This is a genomic window from Nocardia sp. NBC_01327, from assembly GCF_035958815.1.
In the GTDB taxonomy this organism is placed as follows: Bacteria; Actinomycetota; Actinomycetes; order Mycobacteriales; family Mycobacteriaceae; genus Nocardia.
In genome coordinates this window covers 5,998,674-6,024,057 of sequence record NZ_CP108383.1, presented here as the reverse complement: position 1 = coordinate 6,024,057, position 25,384 = coordinate 5,998,674, and the positions used below count along the sequence as shown (strand labels likewise).

General features: G+C 67.8%; 20 protein-coding genes. 13 read left to right on the top strand and 7 right to left on the bottom strand.

The features are described 5' to 3' along the window. Positions 1-17: 17 nt before the first annotated feature. Genes OG326_RS27850 through accC form a run of 6 tightly spaced genes read left to right on the top strand, consistent with a single transcriptional unit; the run spans position 18 to position 14,031 of the window. Positions 18-6,737 carry a polyketide synthase gene (locus OG326_RS27850; RefSeq protein ID WP_327140086.1) on the top strand — a complete coding sequence of 2,240 codons (6,720 nt, stop codon included), beginning with the start codon at positions 18-20 and terminating at the stop codon, positions 6,735-6,737. Continuing rightward, positions 6,734-8,866: a beta-ketoacyl synthase gene (locus OG326_RS27845; protein ID WP_327140085.1), complete on the top strand. Its 2,133-nt coding sequence runs from the start codon at positions 6,734-6,736 to the stop codon at positions 8,864-8,866. The genes OG326_RS27850 and OG326_RS27845 overlap by 4 nt, the downstream gene beginning before the upstream one ends. Next, positions 8,863-10,434 (top strand): PfaD family polyunsaturated fatty acid/polyketide biosynthesis protein, encoded by a 1,572-nt coding sequence (locus OG326_RS27840; RefSeq protein ID WP_327140084.1) that lies wholly within the window; start codon positions 8,863-8,865, stop codon positions 10,432-10,434. Before OG326_RS27845 ends, OG326_RS27840 begins: the two co-directional genes overlap by 4 nt. Next, complete coding sequence (accD, locus tag OG326_RS27835) at positions 10,434-12,113, top strand: acetyl-CoA carboxylase, carboxyltransferase subunit beta (protein WP_327140083.1); 1,680 nt, start codon at positions 10,434-10,436, stop codon at positions 12,111-12,113. The genes OG326_RS27840 and accD overlap by 1 nt, the downstream gene beginning before the upstream one ends. Continuing rightward, entirely contained in the window at positions 12,113-12,664 is a 552-nt protein-coding gene (locus tag OG326_RS27830) for an acetyl-CoA carboxylase biotin carboxyl carrier protein (RefSeq protein ID WP_327140082.1), read from the top strand. Before accD ends, OG326_RS27830 begins: the two co-directional genes overlap by 1 nt. Continuing rightward, positions 12,661-14,031, top strand: a complete 1,371-nt coding sequence (gene accC, locus OG326_RS27825; protein WP_327140081.1) for an acetyl-CoA carboxylase biotin carboxylase subunit — start codon at positions 12,661-12,663, stop codon at positions 14,029-14,031. Before OG326_RS27830 ends, accC begins: the two co-directional genes overlap by 4 nt. Before the next feature lie 74 nt (positions 14,032-14,105). Here accC and OG326_RS27820 read toward each other — a convergent pair whose 3' ends face one another. Next, complete coding sequence (locus OG326_RS27820) at positions 14,106-14,483, bottom strand: hypothetical protein (RefSeq protein WP_327140080.1); 378 nt, start codon at positions 14,481-14,483, stop codon at positions 14,106-14,108. Between the two features lie 149 nt (positions 14,484-14,632). On the opposite strand from OG326_RS27820, the gene OG326_RS27815 reads away from it, so the two are divergent. After that, positions 14,633-15,445, top strand: coding sequence for a sugar phosphate isomerase/epimerase family protein (locus tag OG326_RS27815; protein ID WP_327140079.1), 813 nt, complete (start codon positions 14,633-14,635; stop codon positions 15,443-15,445). A 358-nt stretch (positions 15,446-15,803) separates the two neighbouring features. Then, entirely contained in the window at positions 15,804-16,322 is a 519-nt protein-coding gene (locus OG326_RS27810) for an LppP/LprE family lipoprotein (RefSeq protein WP_327140078.1), read from the top strand. Between the two features lie 81 nt (positions 16,323-16,403). Here the strand turns inward: OG326_RS27810 and OG326_RS27805 are convergent, their stop codons facing one another. Next, on the bottom strand, positions 16,404-17,879 hold the full coding sequence (locus OG326_RS27805; RefSeq protein WP_327140077.1) for a Clp protease N-terminal domain-containing protein: 1,476 nt from the start codon (positions 17,877-17,879) through the stop codon (positions 16,404-16,406). Positions 17,880-18,170: 291 nt separating this feature from the next. On the opposite strand from OG326_RS27805, the gene arfB reads away from it, so the two are divergent. Continuing rightward, the gene (gene arfB / locus OG326_RS27800) at positions 18,171-18,599 is read left to right on the top strand and encodes an alternative ribosome rescue aminoacyl-tRNA hydrolase ArfB (protein WP_327140076.1); all 429 of its coding nucleotides are present in this window, start codon (positions 18,171-18,173) and stop codon (positions 18,597-18,599) included. A 53-nt stretch (positions 18,600-18,652) separates the two neighbouring features. On the opposite strand, the gene OG326_RS27795 is transcribed toward arfB, so the two are convergent. Further along, positions 18,653-19,603: an NmrA family NAD(P)-binding protein gene (locus tag OG326_RS27795; RefSeq protein WP_327140075.1), complete on the bottom strand. Its 951-nt coding sequence runs from the start codon at positions 19,601-19,603 to the stop codon at positions 18,653-18,655. Between the two features lie 43 nt (positions 19,604-19,646). On the opposite strand from OG326_RS27795, the gene OG326_RS27790 reads away from it, so the two are divergent. Together OG326_RS27790 and OG326_RS27785 are read left to right on the top strand one after the other, a co-directional pair. Then, the gene (locus tag OG326_RS27790) at positions 19,647-20,174 is read left to right on the top strand and encodes a winged helix-turn-helix transcriptional regulator (protein WP_327140074.1); all 528 of its coding nucleotides are present in this window, start codon (positions 19,647-19,649) and stop codon (positions 20,172-20,174) included. A 27-nt stretch (positions 20,175-20,201) separates the two neighbouring features. Then, the gene (locus tag OG326_RS27785; protein WP_327140073.1) at positions 20,202-20,600 is read left to right on the top strand and encodes a DUF4870 domain-containing protein; all 399 of its coding nucleotides are present in this window, start codon (positions 20,202-20,204) and stop codon (positions 20,598-20,600) included. A 72-nt stretch (positions 20,601-20,672) separates the two neighbouring features. On the opposite strand, the gene OG326_RS27780 is transcribed toward OG326_RS27785, so the two are convergent. Together OG326_RS27780 and OG326_RS27775 are read right to left on the bottom strand one after the other, a co-directional pair. After that, on the bottom strand, positions 20,673-21,563 hold the full coding sequence (locus tag OG326_RS27780; protein ID WP_327140071.1) for a class I SAM-dependent methyltransferase: 891 nt from the start codon (positions 21,561-21,563) through the stop codon (positions 20,673-20,675). A gap of 74 nt (positions 21,564-21,637) precedes the next feature. Further along, positions 21,638-22,153, bottom strand: a complete 516-nt coding sequence (locus OG326_RS27775) for a hypothetical protein (protein ID WP_327140070.1) — start codon at positions 22,151-22,153, stop codon at positions 21,638-21,640. Between the two features lie 216 nt (positions 22,154-22,369). Here OG326_RS27775 and OG326_RS27770 point away from each other — a divergent pair, with 216 nt between their 5' ends. Further along, positions 22,370-23,017, top strand: coding sequence for an NUDIX hydrolase (locus tag OG326_RS27770; protein WP_327140069.1), 648 nt, complete (start codon positions 22,370-22,372; stop codon positions 23,015-23,017). 200 nt (positions 23,018-23,217) lie between these two features. Then, positions 23,218-23,721: a DUF6069 family protein gene (locus OG326_RS27765; protein WP_327140068.1), complete on the top strand. Its 504-nt coding sequence runs from the start codon at positions 23,218-23,220 to the stop codon at positions 23,719-23,721. Between the two features lie 126 nt (positions 23,722-23,847). Here OG326_RS27765 and OG326_RS27760 read toward each other — a convergent pair whose 3' ends face one another. Together OG326_RS27760 and ribB are read right to left on the bottom strand one after the other, a co-directional pair. Continuing rightward, positions 23,848-24,537, bottom strand: a complete 690-nt coding sequence (locus OG326_RS27760; RefSeq protein WP_327140067.1) for an HAD family hydrolase — start codon at positions 24,535-24,537, stop codon at positions 23,848-23,850. Continuing rightward, on the bottom strand, positions 24,534-25,304 hold the full coding sequence (gene ribB, locus OG326_RS27755) for a 3,4-dihydroxy-2-butanone-4-phosphate synthase (protein ID WP_327140066.1): 771 nt from the start codon (positions 25,302-25,304) through the stop codon (positions 24,534-24,536). Before ribB ends, OG326_RS27760 begins: the two co-directional genes overlap by 4 nt. Positions 25,305-25,384 lie beyond the last annotated feature (80 nt).

Genomic DNA, 25,384 nt, shown 5'->3' with positions numbered 1-25,384 from the left:
GTTCGAGAGGAATTTCCGTGACGGACGACAGACGCCTGGCACACGACCCGATCGCCATTGTCGGGATGTCGGGCCTGCTGCCCAAGGCACGCAATCATCGCGAGTACTGGCAGAACATCGTCGACGGTGTGGACTGCACCGAGGAGGTGCCTGCCTCGCGCTGGAGCCTGGACGACTACTACGACCAGGACCGGGCGACACCCGACAAGACCTATTCGCGCCGTGGGGCTTTCCTGCCCGACGTCGAATTCGATCCGCTCGAGTTCGGGCTGCCGCCCAATCAGCTCGAGGTCACCAGCACCATGCAGACGCTGAGCCTCGGCGTGGCCCGCGATCTGCTCGTCGATGCGGGCGCCACCGATTCCGAGTGGTACGACCCGTCGCGCACCGGCGTGGTGCTGGGCACCACCGGTCCGGTACCGCTCATGCACCCGCTGGCCGCCCGGCTGTCCACGCCGGTGCTCAAGGAGGCGGCGCGTTCGGTGGGTCTCACCGAGGGTGACGCCGACGCCATCGCCGAGCGCTTCGTCGCGGCTTTCGCACCGTGGGAAGAGAATTCGTTCCCGGGTCTGCTCGCGAACGTGGTCGCCGGGCGGGTGGCCAACCGCCTCGGTCTCGGCGGTATGAACTGCACCGTGGACGCCGCGTGCGCCGCCTCGCTGGCGGCCATTCGCACGGCCATCGCGGAACTGCGGGACGGCCGCGCCGATATGATGATCACCGGCGGGGTCGACACCGAGAACACCATTTTCATCTACATGTGCTTCAGCAAGGTCGGTGCGCTCTCGCCGACCGATCGCATCAGCCCGTTCGCGTCCGACGCCGACGGAACCATGCTGGGCGAAGGCATTTCGATGCTGGCGCTGCGCCGCCTCGAGGATGCGCGCCGCGACGGGAACCGCATCTACGCGGTGATCAGCGGTATCGGATCCTCCAGTGACGGGCGCGCCAACAGCATCTACGCCCCGCGCGCGGAGGGTCAGCGGGTCGCGCTGGACCGCGCCTATGCCGACGCCGACTGCTCCCCGGCCGATGTCGAGCTGATCGAGGCGCATGCCACCGGCACCGCCGTCGGTGACAAGACCGAGCTGACCGCGCTCAAAGGGCTGCTCTCGGACGCGACTTCGGAGACCCGCTTCGCCGCGCTGGGCAGCGTGAAATCGCAGATCGGGCACACCAAGGGCGCGGCCGGCACCGCCAGCGTCATGAAGCTGGCGCTCGCACTGCACCAGAAGGTGTTGCCGGGCACCATCAATGTCGATGCGCCCAATGCCGCGATCACCTCGGGCGCGGTGCCCTTCTATGTGAACACCCGTACCCGGCCGTGGATTCTGGACCCGAACCGTCCGGTGCGCCGCGCGGCGGCCTCGGCAATGGGCTTCGGCGGCACCAACTTCCACGTTGTGCTCGAAGAGGCGACCACCGGCCGGGACGAGCTCGAGATCCTGCACCGCACCCCGCAGGCGCATATCTGGCATGCCCCGGACGTATCCGGACTGATCGACGCGGTGCGCAGTACCGAGGGCGCCGACGGCGGCGACATTCCGGAGAATCACGCGCGTGTCGGGTTCGTCTCGCTCGATGACGACACCGCGGCGGACCTGCGCACGCTCGCGGTGGACGAGCTGGTGCGCAATGCCGATGCGGCGCACTGGGATCACCCGGAGGGCGTGTACTTCCGCGCCGCGGCGCTGCCCGACCGCAAGGCGGGCGCGCTGTTCGCGGGTCAGGGCAGTCAGTACGTCGATATGGGACTGGATGCGGCACTGAACAATCCGCCGGTCGGCGCGGCGTTCGACGCTGCCAATGCGGCGTTCGCCGAGGCCGCCGTGCGGCTGGGCAGTGTCGTCTTCCCGCCCCCGGCGTTCGATGACGAGACCCGCGCCGAGCAGGAAATCGCTTTGCGCCGTACCGAATTCGCGCAGCCCGCGATCGGTGCGCTGGCGGCCGGTCAGTTCGGCGTGCTGCGTGAGTGCGGCTTCCGGCCGGACGGGTACCTGGGCCACAGCTTCGGTGAGCTCACCGCACTGTGGGCCGCCGGCGCCGTGGCCACGACCGACTTCTTCGCCCTGGCCCGCGCCCGCGGCGCCGCGATGACCGTGCCCGAGGGCACGGATGCCGGGACCATGGTCGCGGTCGGCGCCACGCGCGCGGATATCGAGGAGATCATCACGGGTGTCGAGGACGTGTGGATCTGCAATCACAATGCCGTCGATCAGGTGGTCGTGGGTGGTGGCGCCGAGGGCATCGCCGCGGTGAATGATCGCTGTGTCGAAAAGGGCTGGGTCACCAGGTATCTGCCGGTGTCCGGCGCTTTCCACACGCCGTACGTGGCACATGCGGTGACGGCCTTCGGAGAGGCGGTGGCGGCGATCGAGATCGGCGCTCCGGATGCTCCCGTATACGCCGACACCCGGGGCGCGTCCTACGGCGACGATGTCGAGGGCAACCGCGCCACGCTGACCGCTCAGCTGAGCAATCCGGTCGAGTTCTACGACGCGCTCACCGCCATGCGGGCCGACGGCTGCACGGTCTTCGTCGAATTCGGCCCGAAGCAGGTGCTGACCTCGCTGGTGCGGCGCACCTTCGGTAGTGAGGTCATTGCCATCGCCACCGATCCCGGACCCATCGGCAATGGTGACCTCGCGCTCAAGCGCGCGGCGGTACGGCTGGCCGTGCTCGGCTTCGAGGTGCGCGGCATCAACCGCTACACCGCGCCCGGAGCGCCGGTGCGCACCGGCAAACCTGCTATGGCGGTGACCCTTTCGGCGCCGGAGTACGTGCCCGAGACCCGCCGCGCCGCGCACGCGGCACTGCTCGCGGACGGCTATCGCGTCGTCACCGACGCACCCGCACCGCAGCTCGCCCCGGCGGCCTCGGCACCGCAGTTCGCCGCAGCCCAGGCAGCACCCGCACCGCAGTTCGCGGCAGCCCAGGTGGCACCTGTACCGCAGTTCGCGGCGGCAGCCCAGGCAGCACCCGTGTCGCAGTTCGCCGCGGCAGCCCGGGTGGCTTCCGCGCCGCAGCACGTCCCCACGGCCCCGCTGGTGGCCGCACCCGTTCCGGCACCTCAGCCCGTGCCCATCCTGTCCAACGGACACTCGGAGAACCCGGAGAAACACGTGTCAGCCGACCCGCAGTACCGACTTCCCGCACCGGGCGCTCTCGACAGCGCGCTGGTGCAGCATCTGGACACCCACCGCCACTACCTGGACGGTCAGCTGGAGCTGGCTCGCGATCTGGCGTGCGCCCTGCGCCACGGCGGGCTCGACGAGCTGACCGTGCGCGCCATCGAAGCCGTGAAGGACCACGGCGTCGCGATCAGTGAAAGTCATTCCCGCGCCGGTGATGTGGTGGCGCAGCTGGCCGAACTGGAGACCGGTGCGGAGGTGACCCGCCCGCGTTCGGTGCCCTCGTACGTCGATCGGGCGGCCACCGATCCGGCGCTCGGCCGCAATGGCGCGCACGCGAACAGCATTGCCGCCCCGGTGAACGGCACCGCCGCTCCCGTGAACAGCTCTGCGGCGCCCGCGAACGGTGCGGCCGCGCTCGCTCCCGCCGCGACGGCCGGCCATGCCGCGCCGACCGCGTACGCGGCGCAGTCCGCTTCCCCCGCAGCGGTATTCGACCAGCCCGCATCGGCACCCGCCACGGGTTCGCCCTCGGTGCAGGCGGCGGCCGCCACGACTGCTTCCGCACCGTCCGCGGTGATTGCCGCGGCGGCGGCGGTTCCCGCCCCGAGCGCGCTTTCCGGCGATGCCCTGCGGCAGGCCCTGCGCGAGGTGGTCGCGGACAAGACCGGTTATCCGGTGGAGATGGTCGATCCGACCATGGATCTGGAAGCGGATCTGGGTGTGGATTCGATCAAGCGGGTGCAGGTCATCGGCGCTCTGCAGGAACGCTTCCCGGAGCTCCCCGTCCTGGGGCCGGAGAAGCTCGGCACGCTGCGCACCCTGGACCAGATCGTGACCGAGCTGGCCGGGGCCGAGGTCCAGCCGACGGCTGCGGTTGCGGAGGCTCCCGAGAACACGGTGGCCCCCGCGAACGCTGAGGTCGCCGCGAACACTGTGGTGTCTTCGAATACTGTGGCCCCTTCGAACGGTGTAGCCGCGGGTGCGGTCCACGCGAACGGTTCGGCCGATGCGCCTTCCGGCGATGCCCTGCGGCAGGCACTGCGCGAGGTGGTCGCGGACAAGACCGGGTATCCGGTGGAGATGGTCGATCCGACCATGGATCTGGAAGCGGATCTGGGTGTGGATTCGATCAAGCGGGTCCAGGTCATCGGCGCACTGCAGGAACGCTTCCCGCACCTGCCGGTGCTGGGACCGGAGAAACTCGGCACGCTACGCACACTCGATCAAATCGTGGGCGAGCTGGCCGGGGGTGATGTCCACCCAAAAGCTGAGGCCGCGGCCGAAACGCCGCGGCATGTAGTCGAACTCGTCGAGCTGCCCGCGGTGGATCTGGCCGTGGACCCCTACCGTCCGGCATGCACCGCCCTGCTGGTCTGCCTGGACGACTCCGCGGAAACCGATTGCGAGGCAATCGAAGAGGAGCTCCGGGCGCGCAGCTGGACCGTGGTCCGGGCCGCAGGGCTCGGCGCGCTGACCGGGACCGGAACGGTCGACGCCTGCGTGGTGGTCGCCGGTGTGGCCGCCGAATGGGAACAGGCGCAGCGCATTCTGTCCGAGGCCATTCTGGTGGCCGGACAGGCACTGCCCCGCCTGCGGGGCGCGACCGGGCGGGCCGGTTTCACGACCGTCACCCGGCTGGACGGACACCTCGGTCTGCGCGGTGATGCGGAGCCGGTGGCCGCACTGCTCGGCGGACTCGGCGGTGTCGTCAAGAGCCTTGCCGCGGAACAGCCTTCGCTGTTCTGCCGGGCGCTGGACATCGATCCGGCGGTCCTGCCGCAGCGGCTCGCCGAACATGTGCTCGAAGAGCTGTGCGATGAGGCATGGGACACCCCGGAGATCGGCATCGACAACACCGGTGTGCGCCGCACCCCGGTACCCGGACGGCACGCTCCGGCGCAGGTCACCGAGATCGTGCGTGCCGGAACCGAATTCGGCCCGGTACTGCTCACCGAATCCGATGTACTGCTGGTCACCGGCGGCGCACGCGGCGTCACCGCGACCTGCGTGCTGGAGCTGGCACGACTGTCCGACTGCCGCTTCCTGCTGCTGGGCCGGACCGTCCTGGTTCCGGAACCGGAGTGGGCGCAGGGAACCGCCGATACCGGGTTGAAGCCCGCGGCGGTCCGGGCGCTGGCCGGAACCGGTGTCACGCCGCGGGATATCGACCGGGCCTGTGCGGAGGTGCGCGCGGTGCGCGAAATCCGTGCGACCCTGGCCGAACTGGGCGATCGGGCACAGTATCTCGCTGTCGACGCCACCGATGCGGCGGCGCTCACCGAGGTCCTGGCGCCATGGCGCGACACCATCACCGGTGTGGTGCACGGCGCGGGCGTACTGGCCGATTCGCTCATCCCCGACAAGACCGCAGCCTCCATCGAACGGGTGCTGCGTCCCAAGCTCGCCGGACTCGGCGCGGTACTGGCCGCGGCCGGTGAGCCGAACCACCTGGTGCTGTTCACCTCGGTGGCCGGATTGTTCGGCAATGCCGGACAGGCCGACTACGCGGCGGCCAATGAGGCGCTGTGCCGGTTCGCGGTGAGCTGGGGCCAGCGCAACCCCGATCGCTACGTCACCGCCCTGGACTGGGGCGCATGGGACGGCGGCATGGTGACTCCCGCACTGCGCGAGCACTTCAGCGCCAAGGGCATCCCGCTGCTGGCTCCGGCCGCCGGGGCGGCCGCCTTCACGGCGCAGTTCACGACATCGCGCCGGGAAGAGCCGGTGCTGCTGGTCGGCGCGGCGACCGCGCTGTCGACAGGTGAGGCGGTGACCGCACCGCTGCGGGCCCGCCGCGGCATTCTCGGGCTCACCGACGAGCCCGTGATCGCGGCACACCGCGTCGGGGAGCACATCGTGCTGCCCGCCACCTTCGGACTGGGCGCCATGATCCACCTCGCCGAGCGCACCCGGCCCGGTCGAATCGTGGTGGGTGCGCGGGACTTCCAGGTGCTGCGCGGGGTGGTCTTCGACCATCCGGTGGCGACGCTGGATATCGAGCTGACTCCGATCGAGCCGGTGGACGGCCGGACGGCGGTCCGCGCGACCGTCTTCGGTGATGACGCCGCCCGTTTCCGGGCAACACTATTGCTCGCCGAGGCGCCGGATTCCGCTCCGCGTGAACAGGTTCCGGCAGGCCCCGGCGTCAGTGCCGAACGGATCTACCGCGAGGCGATCCAATTCCACGGTCCCGCTCTGCAGGGGCTGCGGTCGCTGCGCGCGGAGAGCGACGAGGCTCTTGTGCTGGAATGCGCACTGCCTGCGGACCCGGTGGCGAACGGCGCGTACGCGGGCCGTCTGCACAATCCGGTGCTCGCCGACCTGATCCTGCAGGTACCCCCGGTGCTGGGGCATCGCCTGCTCGGCACGGCATGCCTGCCGCTGGGCGTCGGGAAGATCGACTACTTCGCTCCGCTGCCCGCAGGTGATCCCTTCCTGGTGGTAGTGGACAACCCCCGCGCGGCACGCATGGAAGCGGTCATCGACGCGACGGCGCTGTCGCTCGACGGCACAGTGCTGCAACGGTTCTCGGATGTCACCGTACTCACGACACCCGATCTGACGGATAAGTTCCGAATCTCCGTGAAGGGGTGGCAGGCATGACAGTGCTCGAATTCGACGGCATTCCCTTCGACCCCCTGGGCGCACCGCAGGCCCGGCAAACAGCGGATTCCGTTGCTACGGCGGCGAGTTCACCTGATGCGAATCCCGCTCCAGTGTCGGGCACCGCCTCGGCAGCGGCTCCGATCTCACCGGTAGGTACCGATTCGCCCCAGCAGTCGTCCTCGGTCGCGGGTGTTGCGCCTGCGTCCGATCCGGCCGCAGTGAGCGGCGCGGACCCTACGGGCGCTGTCGCTCCGGTGAACCGCGCTTCTCTGTCGGCAGGCGCGGTTCCCGCGGTGCCCGCAGTTCATCGAATCGATCCCATCGCGGAGATTCGGGCGGGTGTGGTTGCCGCGCATCGTTCCGCGCTGTCCGCGCAGATCGCACTGCAGCGGGGGATTTGGCGACAGGCCCTGCTGCGGCAGGGCGCGGGCGATACTCTTGCGGCGGACGCTTCGCCGGTGGCGGTGGTCCCTGCGGCCGCTGTCGCGCCGGAGGGTGCGTTCAAGGCGCTGGCCCGCACCGATCGGGTGTGGCTGGATCGGGCGGCGCTCGAGCAGCTGGTCCATGGTGAGTTCGGCGCCGTGTTCGGTGCCGGGTATCACCGGGCCGGCGTCGAGTCGGTGGCTCGTCTTGCGGCCACCACCGCCCTGGTGCTGACCGAGGTCAGCCGGATCGATCTGTACGGCGGCGGCGGAAACGGTTTTATCACCGCGCAATTCGAGAGTGACCCGCGTGCGGCCGCGCTCCAGGCGGCAGAGGTGTTCGCGCTGTACACCGGGATGCCGCTGTGCATTTCGGGTAGTGCTCTCACCGGCGGTGTTTCGGAATCCGCCGCCGGAAGTACCACCGGCACGGTCGAACTCGTCATCGAGAGCCTCGACCTGGTGCCGCGACCGCATCTGGTGGCGACAGCCTCGTTCGGGCCGGGCATCGCGCCGGTCGGCGTGACGGTCACGGTCGTCGAACCGCAGGGTGCCGACGTCGGCCCCGGCAGTGCGGCGGGCGCCCTGCTGCTCAACGAGTTCCATATGGCGCACCTGGCGCGCGGCGATCAGAGCATTGCCATGGGCCCGGAATTCGCCGAATACACCGGCATCCGGGCGACCCGGCTTCCCACCGGCGGGCTGCTGCTGGTGGACCGGGTACGCGAGTTCGACGGTGCGCGCGGCAATCTCGACGGCGCCACGTATATCACCGAATACGATTCACCTGCCGACTCCTGGTACTACGCCGATACCGCGAACGACTCCATGCCGCACTTCGTCTACATGGAGACCTCGCTGCAGGCCGCGCTGCTCATGGGCTATTACGCCGGGCCCACGCTCACCCAGCCCGGTGTGACCCTGAGCCTGCGGAATCTGGGCGGCACCGCGACGGTGCTGCGCCAGGTGGATCTGCGTAATGCCACCATCGAGCAGACCTCGCGATTGCTCTCGACCACGATCCTGCCCGGATCCTCGCTGCAGACCTTCGATTACACGCTGAGCGTGGACGGTGAGCCGTTCTACCGGGGCGAAACCATGTTCGGCTACTTCAGCGATGAAGCCCTGGGCAACCAGACCGGCTTGGACGCCGGGCGTTTCGTGCCGACCTGGCTGGCCGGTCAGCCGGGCGTGCAGCCGCGCGTCATCGATGTGGCTGCTCGGCGGGCGGATCCGGCCGCAATGGCGTGCTCGCACGACAGGTTAGCCCTCATCGACCGCGTCGAGGTCGTCGACGGCGGCGGCAATTACGGTGCGGGCTACCTGCGTTCGCTGCGCGCCATCGACGACTCCGACTGGTTCTTCACCCGGCACTTCTACCTGGACCCGGTGATTCCGGGCTCGCTCGGTGTCGAGTCGGTCATCCACGCCGTCCAGGAGTGGATGCTGGACGCCGGATTCGCCGAGGGCATGGCCGATCCGGTGTTCCGGATTCCGCAGGACCTCGCGTTCAGCTGGCGCTATCGCGGTCAGTTCCTGCCCAGCGACGGCAGCGTGGAACTCGAGGCGCACATCAAATCGGTGCGGCGCGGACCGCACGGGGTGACCGTCGTCGTGGACGGCTCGCTGTGGAAGCCCGGACTGCGCATCTACGAACTCGTGGATCTGGCAGTCGAACTCGCCGATCGAAAGGCGCGCCCATGACCACCTTCCGCAGTCCGGCCCTGGCCGAGACGCCCGCGGATATCACCGCGCGGCTGCTCGAACTGGACCGCCCGTGCTGGATCGTCCGGACCGACAGCGGCGCGGTCGCCGCCACCACCGACGACTGGGCCGCCGGCGCGCGCGGGCAGGTGCTCGCGGCGGTGCCGCCGCTGCCCGCGCATCGGCTGGGCGACAGCGCCTTCCGGGCCGCACACGCTGTGCGTGCGGCCTACGCGGCGGGAGCTATGGCCAATGGCATCGCCTCGCCCGCGCTGGTGATCGCCATGGCCGAGGCCGGGTACCTGGCCAGTTATGGTGCGGCGGGCGTGCCCCCGCCGGCGGTCGACGCCGCACTCGCCGAGATCTCCGGGCGGCTGGGCGATAAGCCATTCGCCTGCAACCTGATTCACAGTCCGTCCGAGCCCGCGCTGGAGCGAGCGATCGTGGACGCCTGCCTGCGATACGGCGTGCGCTGCCTGGAGGCCTCGGCCTTCATGGATCTCACGGCGGAGGTGGTGCGCTACCGGGCCTCCGGGTTGGTGGCGGACCGGCAGGGCGGCATCGAATGCCGGAACCGGCTGATCGCCAAGGTTTCCCGGGTCGAGGTGGCGGAGCTGTTCCTGCGCCCCGCCCCGGCGCGATTGCTGCGCCAGCTGGTCGAGAGCGGTCAGATCACCGCCGAGCAGGCCGAACTGGCCGAGCGGGTGCCGATGGCCGATGACATTACGGCGGAGGCGGATTCGGGCGGCCACACCGATCGCAGGCCGCTGCTGGTGCTGCTGCCCGAACTGGTCGCGGCCCGAGACCGGATCGCGGTCACCGTTCCCGGTGCGGCCGCGGTCCGCATCGGCGCGGCGGGCGGCATCGGCACCCCGGATGCCGCGGCCTCGGCCTTCGCCCTGGGCGCGGCCTATATCGTCACCGGTTCGGTCAATCAGGCCGCCCGCGAGGCGAATCAGTCCGCGGCCACCAAGAAGCTGCTCGCCACCGCGCAATTCGCCGACTGCACCATGGCGCCGTCCTCGGACATGTTCGAACTCGGCGTACAGGTGCAGGTGCTGCGGCGCGGCACCATGTTCGCTGCCCGGGCGCACCGGCTCTACGACCTGTACCGGGCCTACGACGGCATCGAAGCGCTGCCGGAGCTCGTGCGAAAGGAGCTGGAGGACAAGCTCTTCCGGCGCCCGCTCGCGGATATCTGGCAGGAGTGCGTCAGCTACTTCACCGCACGTGATCCGGCGCAGCTGGTCGCCGCCGAGGGTGATCCCAAGGCGCGCATGGCGCTGGTGTTCCGCTGGTACCTGGGCCTGTCCTCGGGCTGGAGCATTCGCGGCGAGGCCGATCGCCTCGCCGACTTCCAGATCTGGTGCGGACCGGCCATGGGCGGCTTCAACAGCTGGGTGGCGGGCACCTACCTCGCGGCGCCGGAACACCGGTCCGTGGCCGATATCGCGGACCAGCTCATGACGGGCGCGGCCTACCTCACCCGGGTCGCGCAATTGCGTGCCGCCGGTGTGCGGCTGCCGGCCGAATGCGCCCGGTACGCGCCCCGTCCGACGGAGGAATGATGACGATTCTCGAAACCGCAACGGCGGCGGGCACATCCTGGATGCTGTGCCCGGGGTGCGCGGCGATGATCTACGTCAAACGCTATGAGCGCGCCGACCGGGTCTGCCCCGAGTGTGACAACCACGGCATGCTGACCGCTGATCAGCGCATCGAACTGCTGCTGGATCCGGGCTCCGCGGAGCCGGTGGAATATGCCGAGACTCTCGCCGATCCCCTGGGGTTCACCGATTCCCGGGCCTACCCGGAGCGCCTGGAACAGGCGCGCGACCGGACCGGGATGTCCGATGCGGTGCGCTGTGTGCGCGGCACTCTCGGTGAGACGCCGGTGGTGCTGGCGGTCATGGACTTCCGCTTCCTCGGGGGCAGTCTGGGCAGTGCCGTCGGCGAAGCCATCACCGCGGCCGCCGAAGCCGCACTGGCGGAACGCCGTCCGCTCATTCTGGTGACCGCCTCCGGCGGGGCGCGCATGCAGGAGGGCATTCTCGCGCTCATGCAGATGGCCAAGACCAGTCGCGCGCTGCAGCGCCTGGACGAGGCGGGCGTGCTCACCGTCTCGGTGATCTCCGACCCCACCTACGGCGGTGTCGCGGCCTCGTTCGCCACCTCCACCGATGTGATCGTCGCCGAACCCGGTGCGCGCCTGGGGTTCGCGGGTCCGCGGGTCATTCGCCAGACCATCGGGCAGACGCTGCCGCCCGGCTTCCAGACCGCCGAATTCCTGCTCGAGCACGGCATTGTGGATATGATCTGCCACCGATCCGCCCTGCGCGACAGGCTGATCCGGCTGGTGGCCATGACGGTGCGCTCGGCCCGGCCGTACTCGAACGATGCCGATGCGGTCATCACCGATCCGGCGGCGCTGCCGGTGGTCGATTCCTGGGAGCGGGTCCGCGCGGCCCGGCGACTGGGCCGGCCCACCACGCTCGACCATGTGGCCGGCGCCTTCGAGGAGTTCGTCGAGCTGCACGGTGACCGCATGAGCGCGGACTGCCCGGCCATGGTGACCGGACTCGCTCGCCTCGACGGCGTACCGGTCGTGGTGCTCGGCACCCAGAAGGGGCATACGGCCGCCGAGCTGCTGCACCGCAACTACGGTATGCCGATCCCCGCCGGATATCGCAAGGCCGCCCGGGTGCTGCGGCTCGCGGCCAAACTCGGACTGCCGGTGGTCACGCTGGTGGACACCGCCGGTGCGTATCCGGGCATTGCCGCCGAGGAGCAGGGCCAGGCGGTGGCCATTGCCGAGAATCTGAAACTGCTTGCCGGACTACCTGTACCGGTGGTCGCGGTGATCACCGGTGAGGGCGGCAGCGGGGGAGCGCTGGCGCTCGCCGTGGCCGATCGGGTGCTGGTGTGCGAGAACGCCGTGTACTCGGTCATCAGCGCCGAGGGCTGCGCGTCCATCCTCTGGCAGGACGGCGCCGAGGCGCCCCGGGCGGCGCGTGCGCTGCGTGTGGATTCGGCGGCACTGCTGGAGCTGGGCATTGCCGATGCGGTGATCCCCGAGCCCGAGGGCGGCGCGGATCAGCATCCCGCAGCCGCCACCGAACTGCTGCGCCGGGCCCTGCGCCAGGCCGTCCACGAACTGCGCGCCTGGTCCGCCACCGATCTCATTGCGCACCGGCACGCCAGATTCCGAGCCTTCGGCGTGGCCCGACACGATCTCCAGGAGAACTGATGACCGACTCCGTCACCACCGAATCCTTTCCCGACACCGTGACCGGCGGTCGTGGTGTGAGTGCCGCCGAGGCCGATCACAGCCTCACGGTGCTGACCCGGCATGCGCTCGCCGTCCGGGCCGACGCCGCTCCGTCCTCGGTGACCGTGGCCAACGGTCCCGTTGTGCTGCGCGTGAGCTGGGACGGCGGCGCCAACGGCCTCGTTCCGGCTCCGGCCGGGGAATCGCACCGGGCCGCAGCTCCCGCCGCCGAGAACGGCTCGTCGCACGGCAATGGCTCCACCGGTGAAATCAAGTCGCAGACGGCGACTTTCGCATTGACCGCGGAGACCGTCGGCGTGTTCTATCGCTCGCCCGAGCCGGGCGCCGCACCCTTCATCACCGAGGGCGATCCGGTGCGCGCCGGTCAGCAGGTCGCGATTGTCGAGGCCATGAAGCTGATGATTCCGATCACCGCCTCCCGCGAGGGTGTGGTGGCGGAGTTCCTGGTCGAGGACGGCGCGGCCATCGAGCACGGCCAGCCGCTCATCGAGTTCGAGGCGCTGCGGTGACGCGGCCCATTCGCAAGGTCCTGGTGGCCAATCGCGGCGAGATCGCCGTCCGGGTGCTGCGCACCTGCGCGGAGCTCGGAATCGCCACTGTCGCCGTGCATTCGGCGGCGGATCGCGATTCCCTGGCGGTGCGCATGGCCGACGAGTCGGTGCAGATCGGCCCGGGTCCGGCCAAGCGGAGCTACCTCTACATTCCGGCGATTATCGAGGCGGCCCGGGCCACCGGCGCGGATGCGATCCATCCCGGATACGGATTCCTTTCGGAGAACCCGGATTTCGCGGAGGTGTGCGAGGCCGAGGGCTTCATTTTTGTCGGCGCTCCGGCCGAGGTCATGGCCCGGCTCGGTGATAAGTCGACCGCGCGGGCCCTGATGTCGGATGCGGGTCTGCCGCTGCTGCCCGGCAGTCGCGATCCCATCGAGAGCGTGGACGAGGCGCGAGAGCTGGCCGCCGACATCGGCTATCCGGTGATCATGAAGGCCGTCGCGGGCGGCGGCGGGCGCGGTATGCGGGTGGTGCGCGAGCCCGGCGATTTCGCCGCGGCGTGGCAGCAGACGCGCGCCAACGCCACCGCGATCTTCGGTGACGGGCGACTGTACGTCGAACGGTATCTGGAGCCGGCCCGGCACGTCGAGGTGCAGATTCTGGCCGATACCCATGGCAATGTGGTGCATCTGGGCCTGCGGGACTGCTCACTGCAGCGACGGCACCAGAAGCTGGTGGAGGAGGCGCCCGCGCCCGGACTGTCCCCGGAGCTCGTCGAGCAGATCGGCGCGGCCGCGGTGCGCGGGGCGGCCGCGGCCGGGTACGTGGGTGCGGGCACGGTGGAATTCCTGCTCGATGCCGACGGGCGGTTCTACTTCATGGAGGTGAATTGCCGTCTGCAGGTGGAGCATCCGGTCACCGAGATGGTCACCGGCATCGATCTGGTGGCCGAGCAATTGCGGATCGCCTCGGGTCTGCCGCTGTCGAGTGAGCTGAACGCACGACCGCAGGGCGTGTCCATCGAATGCCGGATCAATGCCGAGGATCCGGAACGCGAATTCGCCCCGGCGCCGGGAACACTCACCGAATGTGTGCTGCCCGGCGGGCAGTTCGTGCGCGTCGACACCCACATCCACACCGGTTATGCCATTCCGCCGCACTACGATTCGCTGCTGGCCAAGATCGTGGTCTGGGCCCCGGACCGCCCCGCCGCGATCGCCCGCATGCGCCGCGCCCTCGCGGAGACCAGTATTCGCGGCGCGGGCGTGGCAACCACCGCGGAGTTCCTGCACGATGTGCTCGATCACCCGCGCTTCCGGGCCGTCACCCACGACACCGCTCTGATCGGCTCGCTCACCGAAGCCGCCACCGCGTCGGTATAACGGAAGGGCGGTGGGCTGAGGGCCGTGATGGTCGGTCCTCAGCCCACCGTTTTCCGGTGCGAGCCGTTCCCGGATCAGGCGACCGAGTCCTCGAGTTCGGGAAGTGATATCCGCACCCAGTCGTACGGGGCGATCACCGCGACGAGTTGTGCGGCGGAACCATCCTTGAAGAGCGTTCCGTACAACTTCCGGATCAGGGTGTGCTGCCCGCCGCGATGGGCGGCCATGCGGACGGCGCGCAGGCTGCTGCGTGCGTCCGAGGCCGCGCGCAATCGCTGATTCGTCTCGGGCACAGGGACTCTCGTACAGCCGAGCAGCCATTTCGATTCGGACAGCAGTACGGCCTCGGGGCGGCCCCACTGCAGAATGACGAACTCCTCCGAATCGGTGCAGGTTGCTGCGAGTACGTCACGCCAGGTCGCGCGCAATGCCGCGGTGTCGATGCTTTTCACGCTGATTCAAATAGTCCTGCATCGTTTCGGCTGTGTGGGTGCCGGCTCAGCGTAGGGATCTGCGTTCGTATCGGCTTGTCTCCTCGCCACAGACATCGGCGTGCTGGTAGTGACCGCGTAACAACGTGCCGGTGTGGTTCACTCGGGCGATGGATCGGCTCAGTATCGAGGCTCTCAGCGTGTTCGGTTTGCCACCTCTGGAATTCGTTGATCTCGCCGCAGATCTGGGATGTCGCCGCATCACCGTCTTTCTGCATGATCTGGCGTCGATACCGCTCGGCTATCCACCGTTCTCGCTGCGGGACGATGCCGCACTGCGAAAAGACCTGCTGGCGGCGATGGATTATCGCGGCGTCTCCCTCTCGCTCGGTGACGGATTCCTGGTGCTACCGGGCGCCGATATGCGTTCCTTTCGCGGCGATCTCGACATTCTCGCGGAACTCGGAGTACCTCGGATCAATGTGGTGAGCCTCGATCCGGACCGCCTGCGCTCCTTCGATCAATTCGCGACACTGGCCGAATCGGCGTCGCAGCGGCACATCGAAACGGTGATCGAACCGGTGCCCGGCCTGACCGTCGGCGACCTGCCCACCGCCCTGGCAGCGCTGAACCACGTCGCGAGCCCCGATTTCCGATTGCTGATCGACACCATGCACCTCGTGCGTTCGGGGTCCACCGCTGCCGACCTCGCCGCGCTGGATCCCCACCACATCGCCTACGCCCAAATCAGTGACACCACCCTGCAACCCCGCACCGTCCACTACGCCGAGGAAGCCATGTACGAACGCATGGTCCCCGGCGAAGGCGAACTTCCCCTCCACGACATCCTCGCCGCCCTTCCCCCCGACATCGTGATCGGGCTCGAGATACCGAGACGGGCATTGGCCCTGGCAGGCGTCTCTCCCGCCGACCGCCTCCGCCCCTGCCTCGACGCCACCCGCGCCCTACTGGCCGGTGCTTGAATTGCATTCGTGCCCATAACTTTTGGGGCATACGAACCGGCAATGCCCCAGTAACACCGGTTTCGCGGGCGTCGATGTCCAATTGTCCTTCCATTCGGAATGGGGGCGGGTAGATGCCGAAGAGTCATCGGCCATCCGGGTAGAGCTCCGATCGAACCGAGGGGAATACATGAAAGCGACAACGGTGCTGTTCGCAGCGCTAACCGCCGGTGTGATGGTATCCGTGAGCGGGTGCGGAAGCACGACGTCCACCCAGTCGGGAACGACCTCGGTGCAGTCGACGACCAGCGGTGCGGCACACCCGACGCAGGGAACACAGCCCGCGCCGGGACCTTCCTCGGCACCGGGCGGGCAAACCGTGCAGTCGCCCGCAGGCGACGACAATCCGCCGGAGACCGTGCCGGACAAGGCCGGTCAGACGGAGACAGCCCCGCCCACGGTGGCGCCGGTGACCTCGGCGCCGAACGGCAGCGGGCACGGACTGTGCTTCGACCTCAATTCCAGGCTGGCGGACACCGCGATCAAGGGGCTCGCGGTGCCGTCGACCGGGGCGTGGACCAACCCGTTCGCGAGCAACGACCCGATCTCAGCGGGCTGTGACGGCGTGCTGTCGTGGATGACCGTGGAATCAGGCAATATTCACCCCTACACCCACGTGTTGTTCTTCACCAACGGCACCTACCTGGGCACCGCCACCTCCAGCCCGTACGGCTACACCGAGGTGCTCGGCAAATCCGCGAACGTGGTCTCGGTCCGGTACCGCTGGGCAAAGTCCGACGACGCCCTGTGCTGCCCCACCGGCGGCCCCAGCGTGGTCACCTTCACCCTCTCGGGCGGCAAGGTGCAGGCCAGCGGCCAGTTCCCCCCGGCCAACTGAGCGGCCTGCCGGAATCGTCAGTGCTGGAACGATTCCGGCCACCCACGCCGCGCGCAGACGACGCACTGTCCCGACGGCATGTCAGGGGTCGGGGAGCGTGGACAGGGTGATTCCTGTCCAGTCTTCGAGCACCTCGAGCACGTGTTCCCGATCGATCGTCGTTCCCGAAGTGCTGTTCTGCCAATCCTTCTCGCGTGCGGCGCGCTCGGCGATCAACCGCTGTTGGGTGTCGCGGAACCGGGCGGCCTTCGTCCAGTCCCCGGCCTCGGCGGCAGCGTGCTGATCTCTGCGCGCGGCGGCGATTTCAGTGTCGAATCCGTGTAGGTCCGGCGGATCGGTGAGGCGTGCGCGGGCGGCGGCTTCGTCGATCAGGTTGATCGCCTTCTCCGGAAGCCTTCGCGCACCGACAAAGTGGTGAGACTGGGCTACGGCGGCGGTCAACGCCGCATCGGTGATGATCACGTCATGATGTGACTGGTACAGGGGGCGCAGCCCGCGCAGCATGTCGATGGCCTGATCGATACTCGGTTCGGGGATATGGATCGGCTGAACTCGATGGCGCAGGGCGGGAGTGACCGCGATGAGCCCGTCGTAGGCGTCCGGGGTGGTCGCGCCGATGAATTGCAGCTCACGCTGGGAAATCCTGGACCGCACGGCCTCGGCCAGAGGCCTCGCCGCGGGGCTCGGATAGGTGTCTCTCGCCCCGATGAGCGTGTGCACATCGTCGAGGAACACAATGATGTTGCCGCGCCTGATGATTTCCTCGAAGACCGGCTCCAGCCGCGCTTCCACCTCATCGCGATCGCGGCTTCCGGCAACGAGGGAATCCAGCTCGAGAGTGTAAATGTGCTTGCCCGCCAAGCATTTCGGGACAGGCCCGGAGGCGATTGCCCGCGCCAGCCCCTCGACCACCGAGGTCTTGCCGACGCCGGGCTCACCGATCAGGATCGGATACGGTGTCGCATGTCGCAGCAGGACGCGCATCACCTCACGGATCTGCTCGGTGCGGCCGATCACCGGCTCCAGCCGGCCCGTGCCCTCCATCAGATTGCGGCCGAAGCGTTCCAGCGGCGATTTCTCCGACCACGCCGTTCCATTCGATCTCGGCCCCGGCCCGGCGTAGGTCATGAGCAGCCGCAGAATCCCCTCACGCACCCGGCCCAGATCCGCACCGAGCCGCAGCAGCAGGTGCGCCGCACGGCTGTCACCCTCGCGGACCAGACCCAGCAGGATCGTCTCGCTGCCCACGAACATCAGCCCGATTCGCTGCCCTTCCTCGAGCGCCAACTCCAGCACCTTGGTCGCCCCCGCGGTGTGCGGTATCTCGCCGAACGGCGGCCCCGGCTCACCCCGCCCGATGACCGCATCGACTTGCCTCTGCAAATCCTCGAGCGAAATATCCAGCCCTTCCAGGGTTTTCGCCCCGACGCCCTCGCTGTCTTCGATCAGGCCCAACAGCAGATGCTCGCAACCGACATGGTCGTGTCCGCGCGCCCTGGCGTCCGCCTCGGCGAAATCGACGATGCGACGGGCGCGATCGGTGAATCTCTCTGACATACGCACTCTTTCGACATACGCACTCTTTCGCTGACCGAGCCGCACACCCCGCCGGGCCGAAGCCGTTGTGGCCCAATATAGGGCCGCGACGAGGCTGGGTTCCAGCGGAATGTCCTGCACTGCTGTCTGCTGCGCGGGGTCGCCGCGATCGGCAGACGCTGAACGTGCCGATCGTGGTCACGCTGGCGTTGCTGGTTGTGGGGTGTAATGATCCGCAGAATCGGCCGAGGTCTCGGCCGAGTCCGAGGCAGCTGGCTATCGGGCGAAGCACTGGGCGCAGAGGGGGTGATTATGGCCGAGGATCTGATGGTGACTCGGACGCTGGTGATACCTGGTTCGGAGTTGCGCGAGCGGTTTTCGCGTTCGTCCGGTCCGGGCGGGCAGCATGTCAACACCACGGACAGTCGGGTCGAGCTGTCGTTCGATCTGGCCAACTCGCCTTCCGTGCCGGAGTCGCTGCGCGTCCGGATGCTCGATCGCCTGGCCACGCGGCTGGTCGATGGGGTGGTGACGATCGCCGCGTCCGAGCAACGCGCGCAGTTGCAGAACCGGGCTGCTGCCCGGGAACGCCTGGCCTCGCTATTACGTGACGCGGCTGCCGCACCACCACCGGTTCGCCGTGCGACGAAGCCGTCGCGTGGAGCCAAGGAGCGGCGCATTGCCGCGAAGAAGCGTCGTGGCGTAACCAAACGCAACCGCCGCGCTTCCCCGGACGACTAGCGGCAGTACTCTTTACCGATCAGCGTGCGATCGCTTGTCTTGCGGCTTCGGCGTCAGCTCACGGTGGTGAACTGATCCCGGTGGGACTCGATGAATTCCGGGAACGACAAAGGCTCGTGCCCGATGGCCTGGGTCAGGGCAGCCGGGTTCGGAGCAGACCTGGCCGAGGGGCCGAGTTGGGCGATGGTCTCGCCGATCGCCGAGATGTGCTGGGCCATAGGGATGTTGATCGTGGCCGATGCGTCCGCTCGGGCGAGGTCTTCCAACTCGCTCTGCCACTGCTCTCGGGAAATGTGTTCATACCGGATCGGCCGGCCGGTCTCTGTGGCGATCATCTCGGCGATCGCGTTGTGGCTCAGCGCAACTGGCGCCTGCGGATACAGGGTTGAGCCCTTCGGAAACCGGTCCGTATCGGTCAGTGCGGCAGCGGCCAGGTCGGCGGCGTCGCGGCCGCTGATCCAGGGCACTGTGCCGTTCCCGAAGCTGTTGGCAATCCGGCCGGTACGGCGAATCTCCGCGGCGTGCAGGAGCAGGATGTTCTCGTAGAACAATGCCGCGACCCGCAATACCGTCGGCTCCAGTCCTGCCCAGGTGAACACCTCCTCGGCCGCCCACTGCGCCCGGCCGAGGCCGCTGGGGCTCTCCGCAGCCGACGCCGCCATGGACATGACCACCAGATGCGGCGTCCGGTCCGATCGGCGCAGTGCCGATGCCAGATTGGCCGCGGCGGAGACCACCCCGGGGCCGACCGGATAGGCGAAGTACACCGCATCCACACCGTCGACGGCGGCGTCGAGGGTCCGCCGATCCTGCAGATCTCCGATGACGACGCCGACGCCGTCCTGTCGAAGCCGCTGCGCGCGACCGTCATCGGCGCGAAGCAGCACCCGGACCCCGCGGCCTCGTTCACGGAGTTGCTCCACCACCCGGGAACCTGTGCGGCCGTGGCGCCCACCTGCTCCGATCACCAGAACGGTCGACTCGGAATCGTGTATCGAAGTCATGTGACTACTATAATGCAAGTAACCCAATGTGGAAGGAGCGGTGATGCGGCGGACGAGTTTCGAACCGATGGGCTGCCCGGTGGCCGGAACGCTGGAGCTCGTCGGTGAATGGTGGTCGCTGTTGATCATGAGAGACGCCCTGGACGGGTACTCCCGATTCGACGAGTTCGAACGCAACCTCGGCATCGCTCCGACAATGCTGACCCGGCGATTGCGCACCCTGGTCGAGGCGGGCCTGCTCGAACGCAGGCAGTACTCGGCTGCGCCGCCGAGGTACGAATATGTCGCGACTGCGAAGGGCCGCGATCTTGGACCGGTCATCGTGGCCCTGTATGCCTGGGGCAGAAAGCATGTCGATACCGGTGCGCCGAGTGTAGTCATGATCGACCAGGACACCGATGAGGAGATCCTCCCGGTCATGGTCGATCGGAACAGTGGGCGGCCCCTGGCGGATTTGAACACCGCGTTTCTCGCCGGGGCGGGCGCCGACGAGGACATGCGTGAGCGACTTGATCCCGACCTGCGCGCCGCGCGCCGACGCCGCTCCGGCACGGAAAGTTGGGATCGGTAGGAGGAGCGCGCGTCATCTACTCGACTCATGACATCTTCTCAGCACCCCATGAACCAACCGCAGTCCACCGGCTTGGACAAGAAGACCAGCGCCATCCTGTCCTACGCGCTGGGCTGGCTCACCGGAATCATCTTCCTATTCATCGGAAAGAACGATCCCGATGTGAAATTCCATGCCTCGCAATCGATCGTCTTCTTCGGGGCGGTCTCGGTGATCAATATCGTGCTGAGCATCGTCGGCTCGCTCCTCGGAGCCCTGGGGATCATCTTCAGCCTTATCGGCCTCGCAGTCGGGGTCCTCGCAGTCGTCGTCTGGATCATGGCCATGGTCCAGGCGAACAACACCGGCGGTGTCCGCGCGCCGCTTCCCATCGTCGGGAAATTCACCGCCCCGTACGCCGATCAGCTGGCCAATTCGATCAAGTAGCGGCACACTCGACATCCGAACATCAACGGCCCGAGGCGATCTCGGGCCGTACGGCTGCCGTCGTCGAAGTCCTCAGCGGCTTGCTCGCAGGATGCGGACCGGGCGCAATGACCGGGGCGGTTCGCCGTCGAATTCCGCGGATCCCTCGAGGTATCCGGTGATGAGGTCCGTCGCGGAGTGGTCTTCGACCTCGGTGAAGCCGAGCGAGCGCAACTGTGCGGCGATGTCATCGGGAGTGAAGTAGCTGAACCAGGGTTCGCCGACGGCTGCTCCTCGATGTGCGCGCGCCTTCAGCTGCGCCCGCTCCTCATCGGTGTCACCCGGCTGCAGATAGTCGAAGATCACCTCGACCGCTTCGGATTGACCGGCAATGTATTCGAGGGTGGTGCGGGCGGCGTCGGGGGTCAGATAGAAGACGACACCGAGCCACACGAATACGGCCGGATCCGTCCGGCTGAATCCGGCGGCCTCCAATCGTGCTGCCAGCGTGTCGGTTTCGAAGTCGACCGGCACGAACGTCAACCGCTCAGGCAGATCCATACTGGATGCGGCGAGCCGCTGGCGTTTCCACGCTTGGGTAGCGGGATGGTCGACCTCGAATACCCGCAGTGAGGGATGCGGGTTGCGGAAGGCGAAGGTATCCAGGCCCGCACCGAGAATCACGACCTGTCGCACGCCGGCGGCGACGGCTTCGGCCACACGATCCTCGGCGAAACGCGCACGAGCGGCAAAGAACAAACGGCGCGGCCGATCACTGACCCCCATCCGCAGTATTCCCAGATCGATCCCGCTACCAGGACGCTCCTGTACGGCCCGTCCCAATTCGGTCAACTCCTCAACCGTGGCACCCAGCAGACGCGCCGCCAGCGGATCAGTGAGAATCCGCGGCCGGTCCGCAATCTGGTGATAAGCCCGCGCATAAGCAGTCACGAGCGCCGTCCGACTGGGTCCCTCATTGTCCATACACAGAAGCTACTCACGATCATGACCCAGGTACCGCGAACTCGGTCATCTCACTCCCGAGCCCAGTTGGGCGATCAGAGCGACGAATCCGCGGGATGATCCGTTCCCTCCTTCTCGGCTGGGATCTCGGCGTTGCCGCTCGTAGCCGGATCGGCGTCGTTGATCGTGCGGGTCAGGCGTGACGCGACCTCGCTGACGTCGTGAACTGATAAGGCCTGGTTGACGATCAGCCAATCCGGTATGTCGCCGCCGCGGACGTACTTGCGGAAGCAGTTGTAGATCGCGTAGTAGGCGAACTCGACGGGGTCGGGGAAGGTCAGATCGTTGTCTTGCAGTGCGGTGATGGGCTCTAGGTATCGGGTGCCGACATCCGCGAGATCCACTCCGGCGCGTGCGGACCGAAGGGCGTCGGCCGGAAGCTCGAGATCCACGTGGTGCCGCATCCCGACAAGCGAGTCGCGGTAGCGAAGTGGGGTGGCTTTGTTCCGGATGTAACCGATCCAGGTCGGCAGGGCATCCTCGCACAGCGAAAGGTGAACCTGCCGTCGGTGATCGGCGTCCAATCGGAAGAACAGGTCCCTCGGCGTCATGAGCAATTCTAACGAAACGTCAGGACCCGCACACACGTGCTGCTGTCTTGGGTCAACCCTAAGCCGTGGCCGAAACGCAACACACAGAAATCATCTCGACCTGCTGAGCACACTGAACTGTGGAACGCACTGATGAGTTGATCTTTGTCCTGCGCGGCACCGAGTCTGCCGGGGTGGGGGTTTGACGGTGGGTGGAGGGCGAATTAGGTTCGGCTGATGGCGGTCGATGGGGACGGTGGCGGATACCGCTGGGGTGAGGTGCCGGGGGATGAGTTGCGGCGGGGGATTGCGGAGGCGGTGGGTGGGTTTTCGCGGCGGGGGGTTGATCCTGTCGGTCGTAAGGCTGCTGCGGTGTTGATTGCGATTGCCGAGCGTGGTGGGGAACAGGGGATTTGGCTGACGGAGCGGTCTTCGGGGCTGCGGGCTCATGCGGGGCAATTGGCATTGCCGGGCGGACGGGTGGATCCGGGGGAGGATGCGGAAGAGGCGGCGTTGCGGGAGTTGCATGAGGAGTTGGGGATTGCAGTGGAACGCTCTACGGTGCTCGGGCTGCTCGATGACTACCCGACTCGCTCCGGGTATGTGATGACGCCGGTGGTGGCCTGGATCGGCGATTCGCCGACCCCGACCCCGAATCCCGCTGAAGTGGCTGTGGTGCACTGGATTCCGCTCTCGGATCTCGATGTCGAACCGCGCTTTGTGCCCGTCCGGGGTTCCGACCGGCTCGCCATCCAGCTGCCCCTGCTGGGCGGCCATCTCCATGCCCCGACCGCTGCGATCCTCTATCAATTCCGTGAAGTGGCCCTGCATCACCGCACCACTCGCGTCGACCACATGGACCAGCCCCGCTTCGCGTGGGAATGAGCGCTGGCGAGGCCTCATTGGTCACGGGCTCGATCGGGCCGCTGGAGGTTTGCCGCGGGTTGTGACTCGGCAGCGGCTCGCAGGCTGGGTGTACGTTTTGCGTGGTTGCGCGGTGGTCATACGGCGCGTCGGTGCCGTGTCGTGTTGTGTGGACGGCGTATTCGCGTGGGGAGGGCGGTCGTGCCGGTACGGTCTGGCGCATGCGCGACTACAACGTGCCAGTTCAGGGTGAACCGTACGCACCGCGAGCCGACTCCGGGCATGAGGAGCCGGGGTCCGACCGTGGCATCGATTTCGGCAAATTGTGGGCCGGTGGTGTGGGGGCGGCCATTGTCGTGGCATTGGTGATCGTGGTCGGAGTGCTGCTGGTGCGCGGGGTGTTCGGGTTCGCGCTCCTGGCTCCCGAGGGCAATGGGAGCTACGGCAATGCGAGTACGACCGGGTATGCGCTCGGCGGTGCGGCGGTGGCGCTGCTGTCGACGGCGCTGCTCACACTGTTGCTGCTGTTCATGCCCAATCCCATGACCCTCTTCTATTGGATCGTGGCCCTGGTCACCGCCGTCGCGGTGATCGTCCCGTTCACCCTCACCGCCGACCAGACGTCCCAAATCGCCACCGCCTGTATCAATCTCGTCGCCGGTTCCGCCCTGATAGCCGTGCTGGGCTCTGCTGCCCGCGCCTCGATCAGCGAACCGAATTATTGAGTGGCATTGTTCGGATCTCACCGTTAGAGTGATCGCCGCGACGCGGGGAAGCTCCTGGATCTATAGCTGGGGGCCGAGTTGAGTTCCCCTGCGTCGTCCAAAACTCCCCGGTCACGGCTGGATCGGTCACATGCCCGCGGGCATCGGTGTGGAGCCTGCGGCGGTGAGCGTGGCGCGCAGCCAGCGGTCGGCATGGACGGCATCGGTGGCGAGGTGATCGGCCAACTCCACCTCCACCGGATGCAGCGCCGGGCTCCAGCTCGGAATGGCCAGCACTCGCATACCCGCCGCGTGCGCGGACCGAATGCCGGCAGCCGAATCCTCCACTGCCACACAGTATTGCGGATCGACTCCCAGAAGGGCCGCAGCGTGCAACCAGGGGTCGGGGTGTGGTTTCGTGGCTGGTTGGTCCTCGCGGGCCACCACGACCCGCAGGAACCGGTCCAGCCCGAAATGGTCGAGCGTGGCATGCACGAATCGGCGCGGCGACGCCGACACCACACCGGCCATCGCACTGCTCACGGCCGTGGCCAGCAGCGCCTCCGCACCCGGCAGCAAGGCGATTCGCCCGGACCGCACCTGGCCGACCATCAGATCCACACAGTCGGTGACCACTCGATCGGCCGGCTCGACACCGCACACTCGCGCGAGATACCGGTCCCAGTCACCGTGGCCATGTGTCCGGCGGCGGTCGCCATCGGACCAGTTGTGGCCATGGCGGGCAGCGTAATCCGACCAGCAGCGGTCCCACGGCTCCATGGTCGCGGCCAGCGTCCCGTCCAGATCGAACAGGACCGCATCGACGCGCCCGCTCATGCCGGAACGATCACGTCGGACTCGGGATGAGCCGCTGCGGACTCGGGACGAGCTGCTGCGGACTCGGGATGAGTTGCTGCGGACTCGGGACGAGCTGCTGCGGACACAGGACGAGCGGTTGCCGACACGGGACGAGTGGCCGCGGCGATGAGCTGATCGATCGAAATCAGTTTCAGCCCATGGGTATCGGCGAATACCCGAAGATCGTGCAGCCGCATGACCGACCCGTTGTCGTGGCACACCTCGCTGATCACCGCGACCGGCGACAATCCGGCCAGCCGCATCAACTCCACGCCGGCTTCGGTGTGACCCTGCCGCTCGGCCAAACCTCCCGGGTGCGCGCGCAGCGGAAACACATGCCCCGGCCGCTGCAGATCACCCGCAGTGGTGCCCGCGCCCGCCAGCGTCCGCAGGGTCGCGGCCCGATCGGCAGCGCTGATCCCGGACACCACGCCCGCCACCGCATCGACGGTCACCGTGAACGCGGTCTGCTTCTCGTCCTCGTTCGCCGAGGTCATCAATGGCAGCCCGAGCAGATCCGCCCGCTCGGCCGGCATGGGCGCACACACCACGCCACCGGTGTAGCGGATGAAGAATCCCAGTGCCTCGGGCGTGGCCATCTCGGCGGCCATGATGAGATCGCCCTCGTTCTCCCGGTGCTCGTCATCGACCACGATCACCGCACGACCGGCGGCTATCTCGCGCACCGCATCCTCAAGCTCGTCGAAGAGATTCACCCGGTACTGCATGCTCGCTGAAACGGTCATCGTCAGTGGCCTCCGCCCTGTCTCGGGATGGAATCACACGCACAACGCAGCAGACGGCAAACAAACCAAGATCATTATCC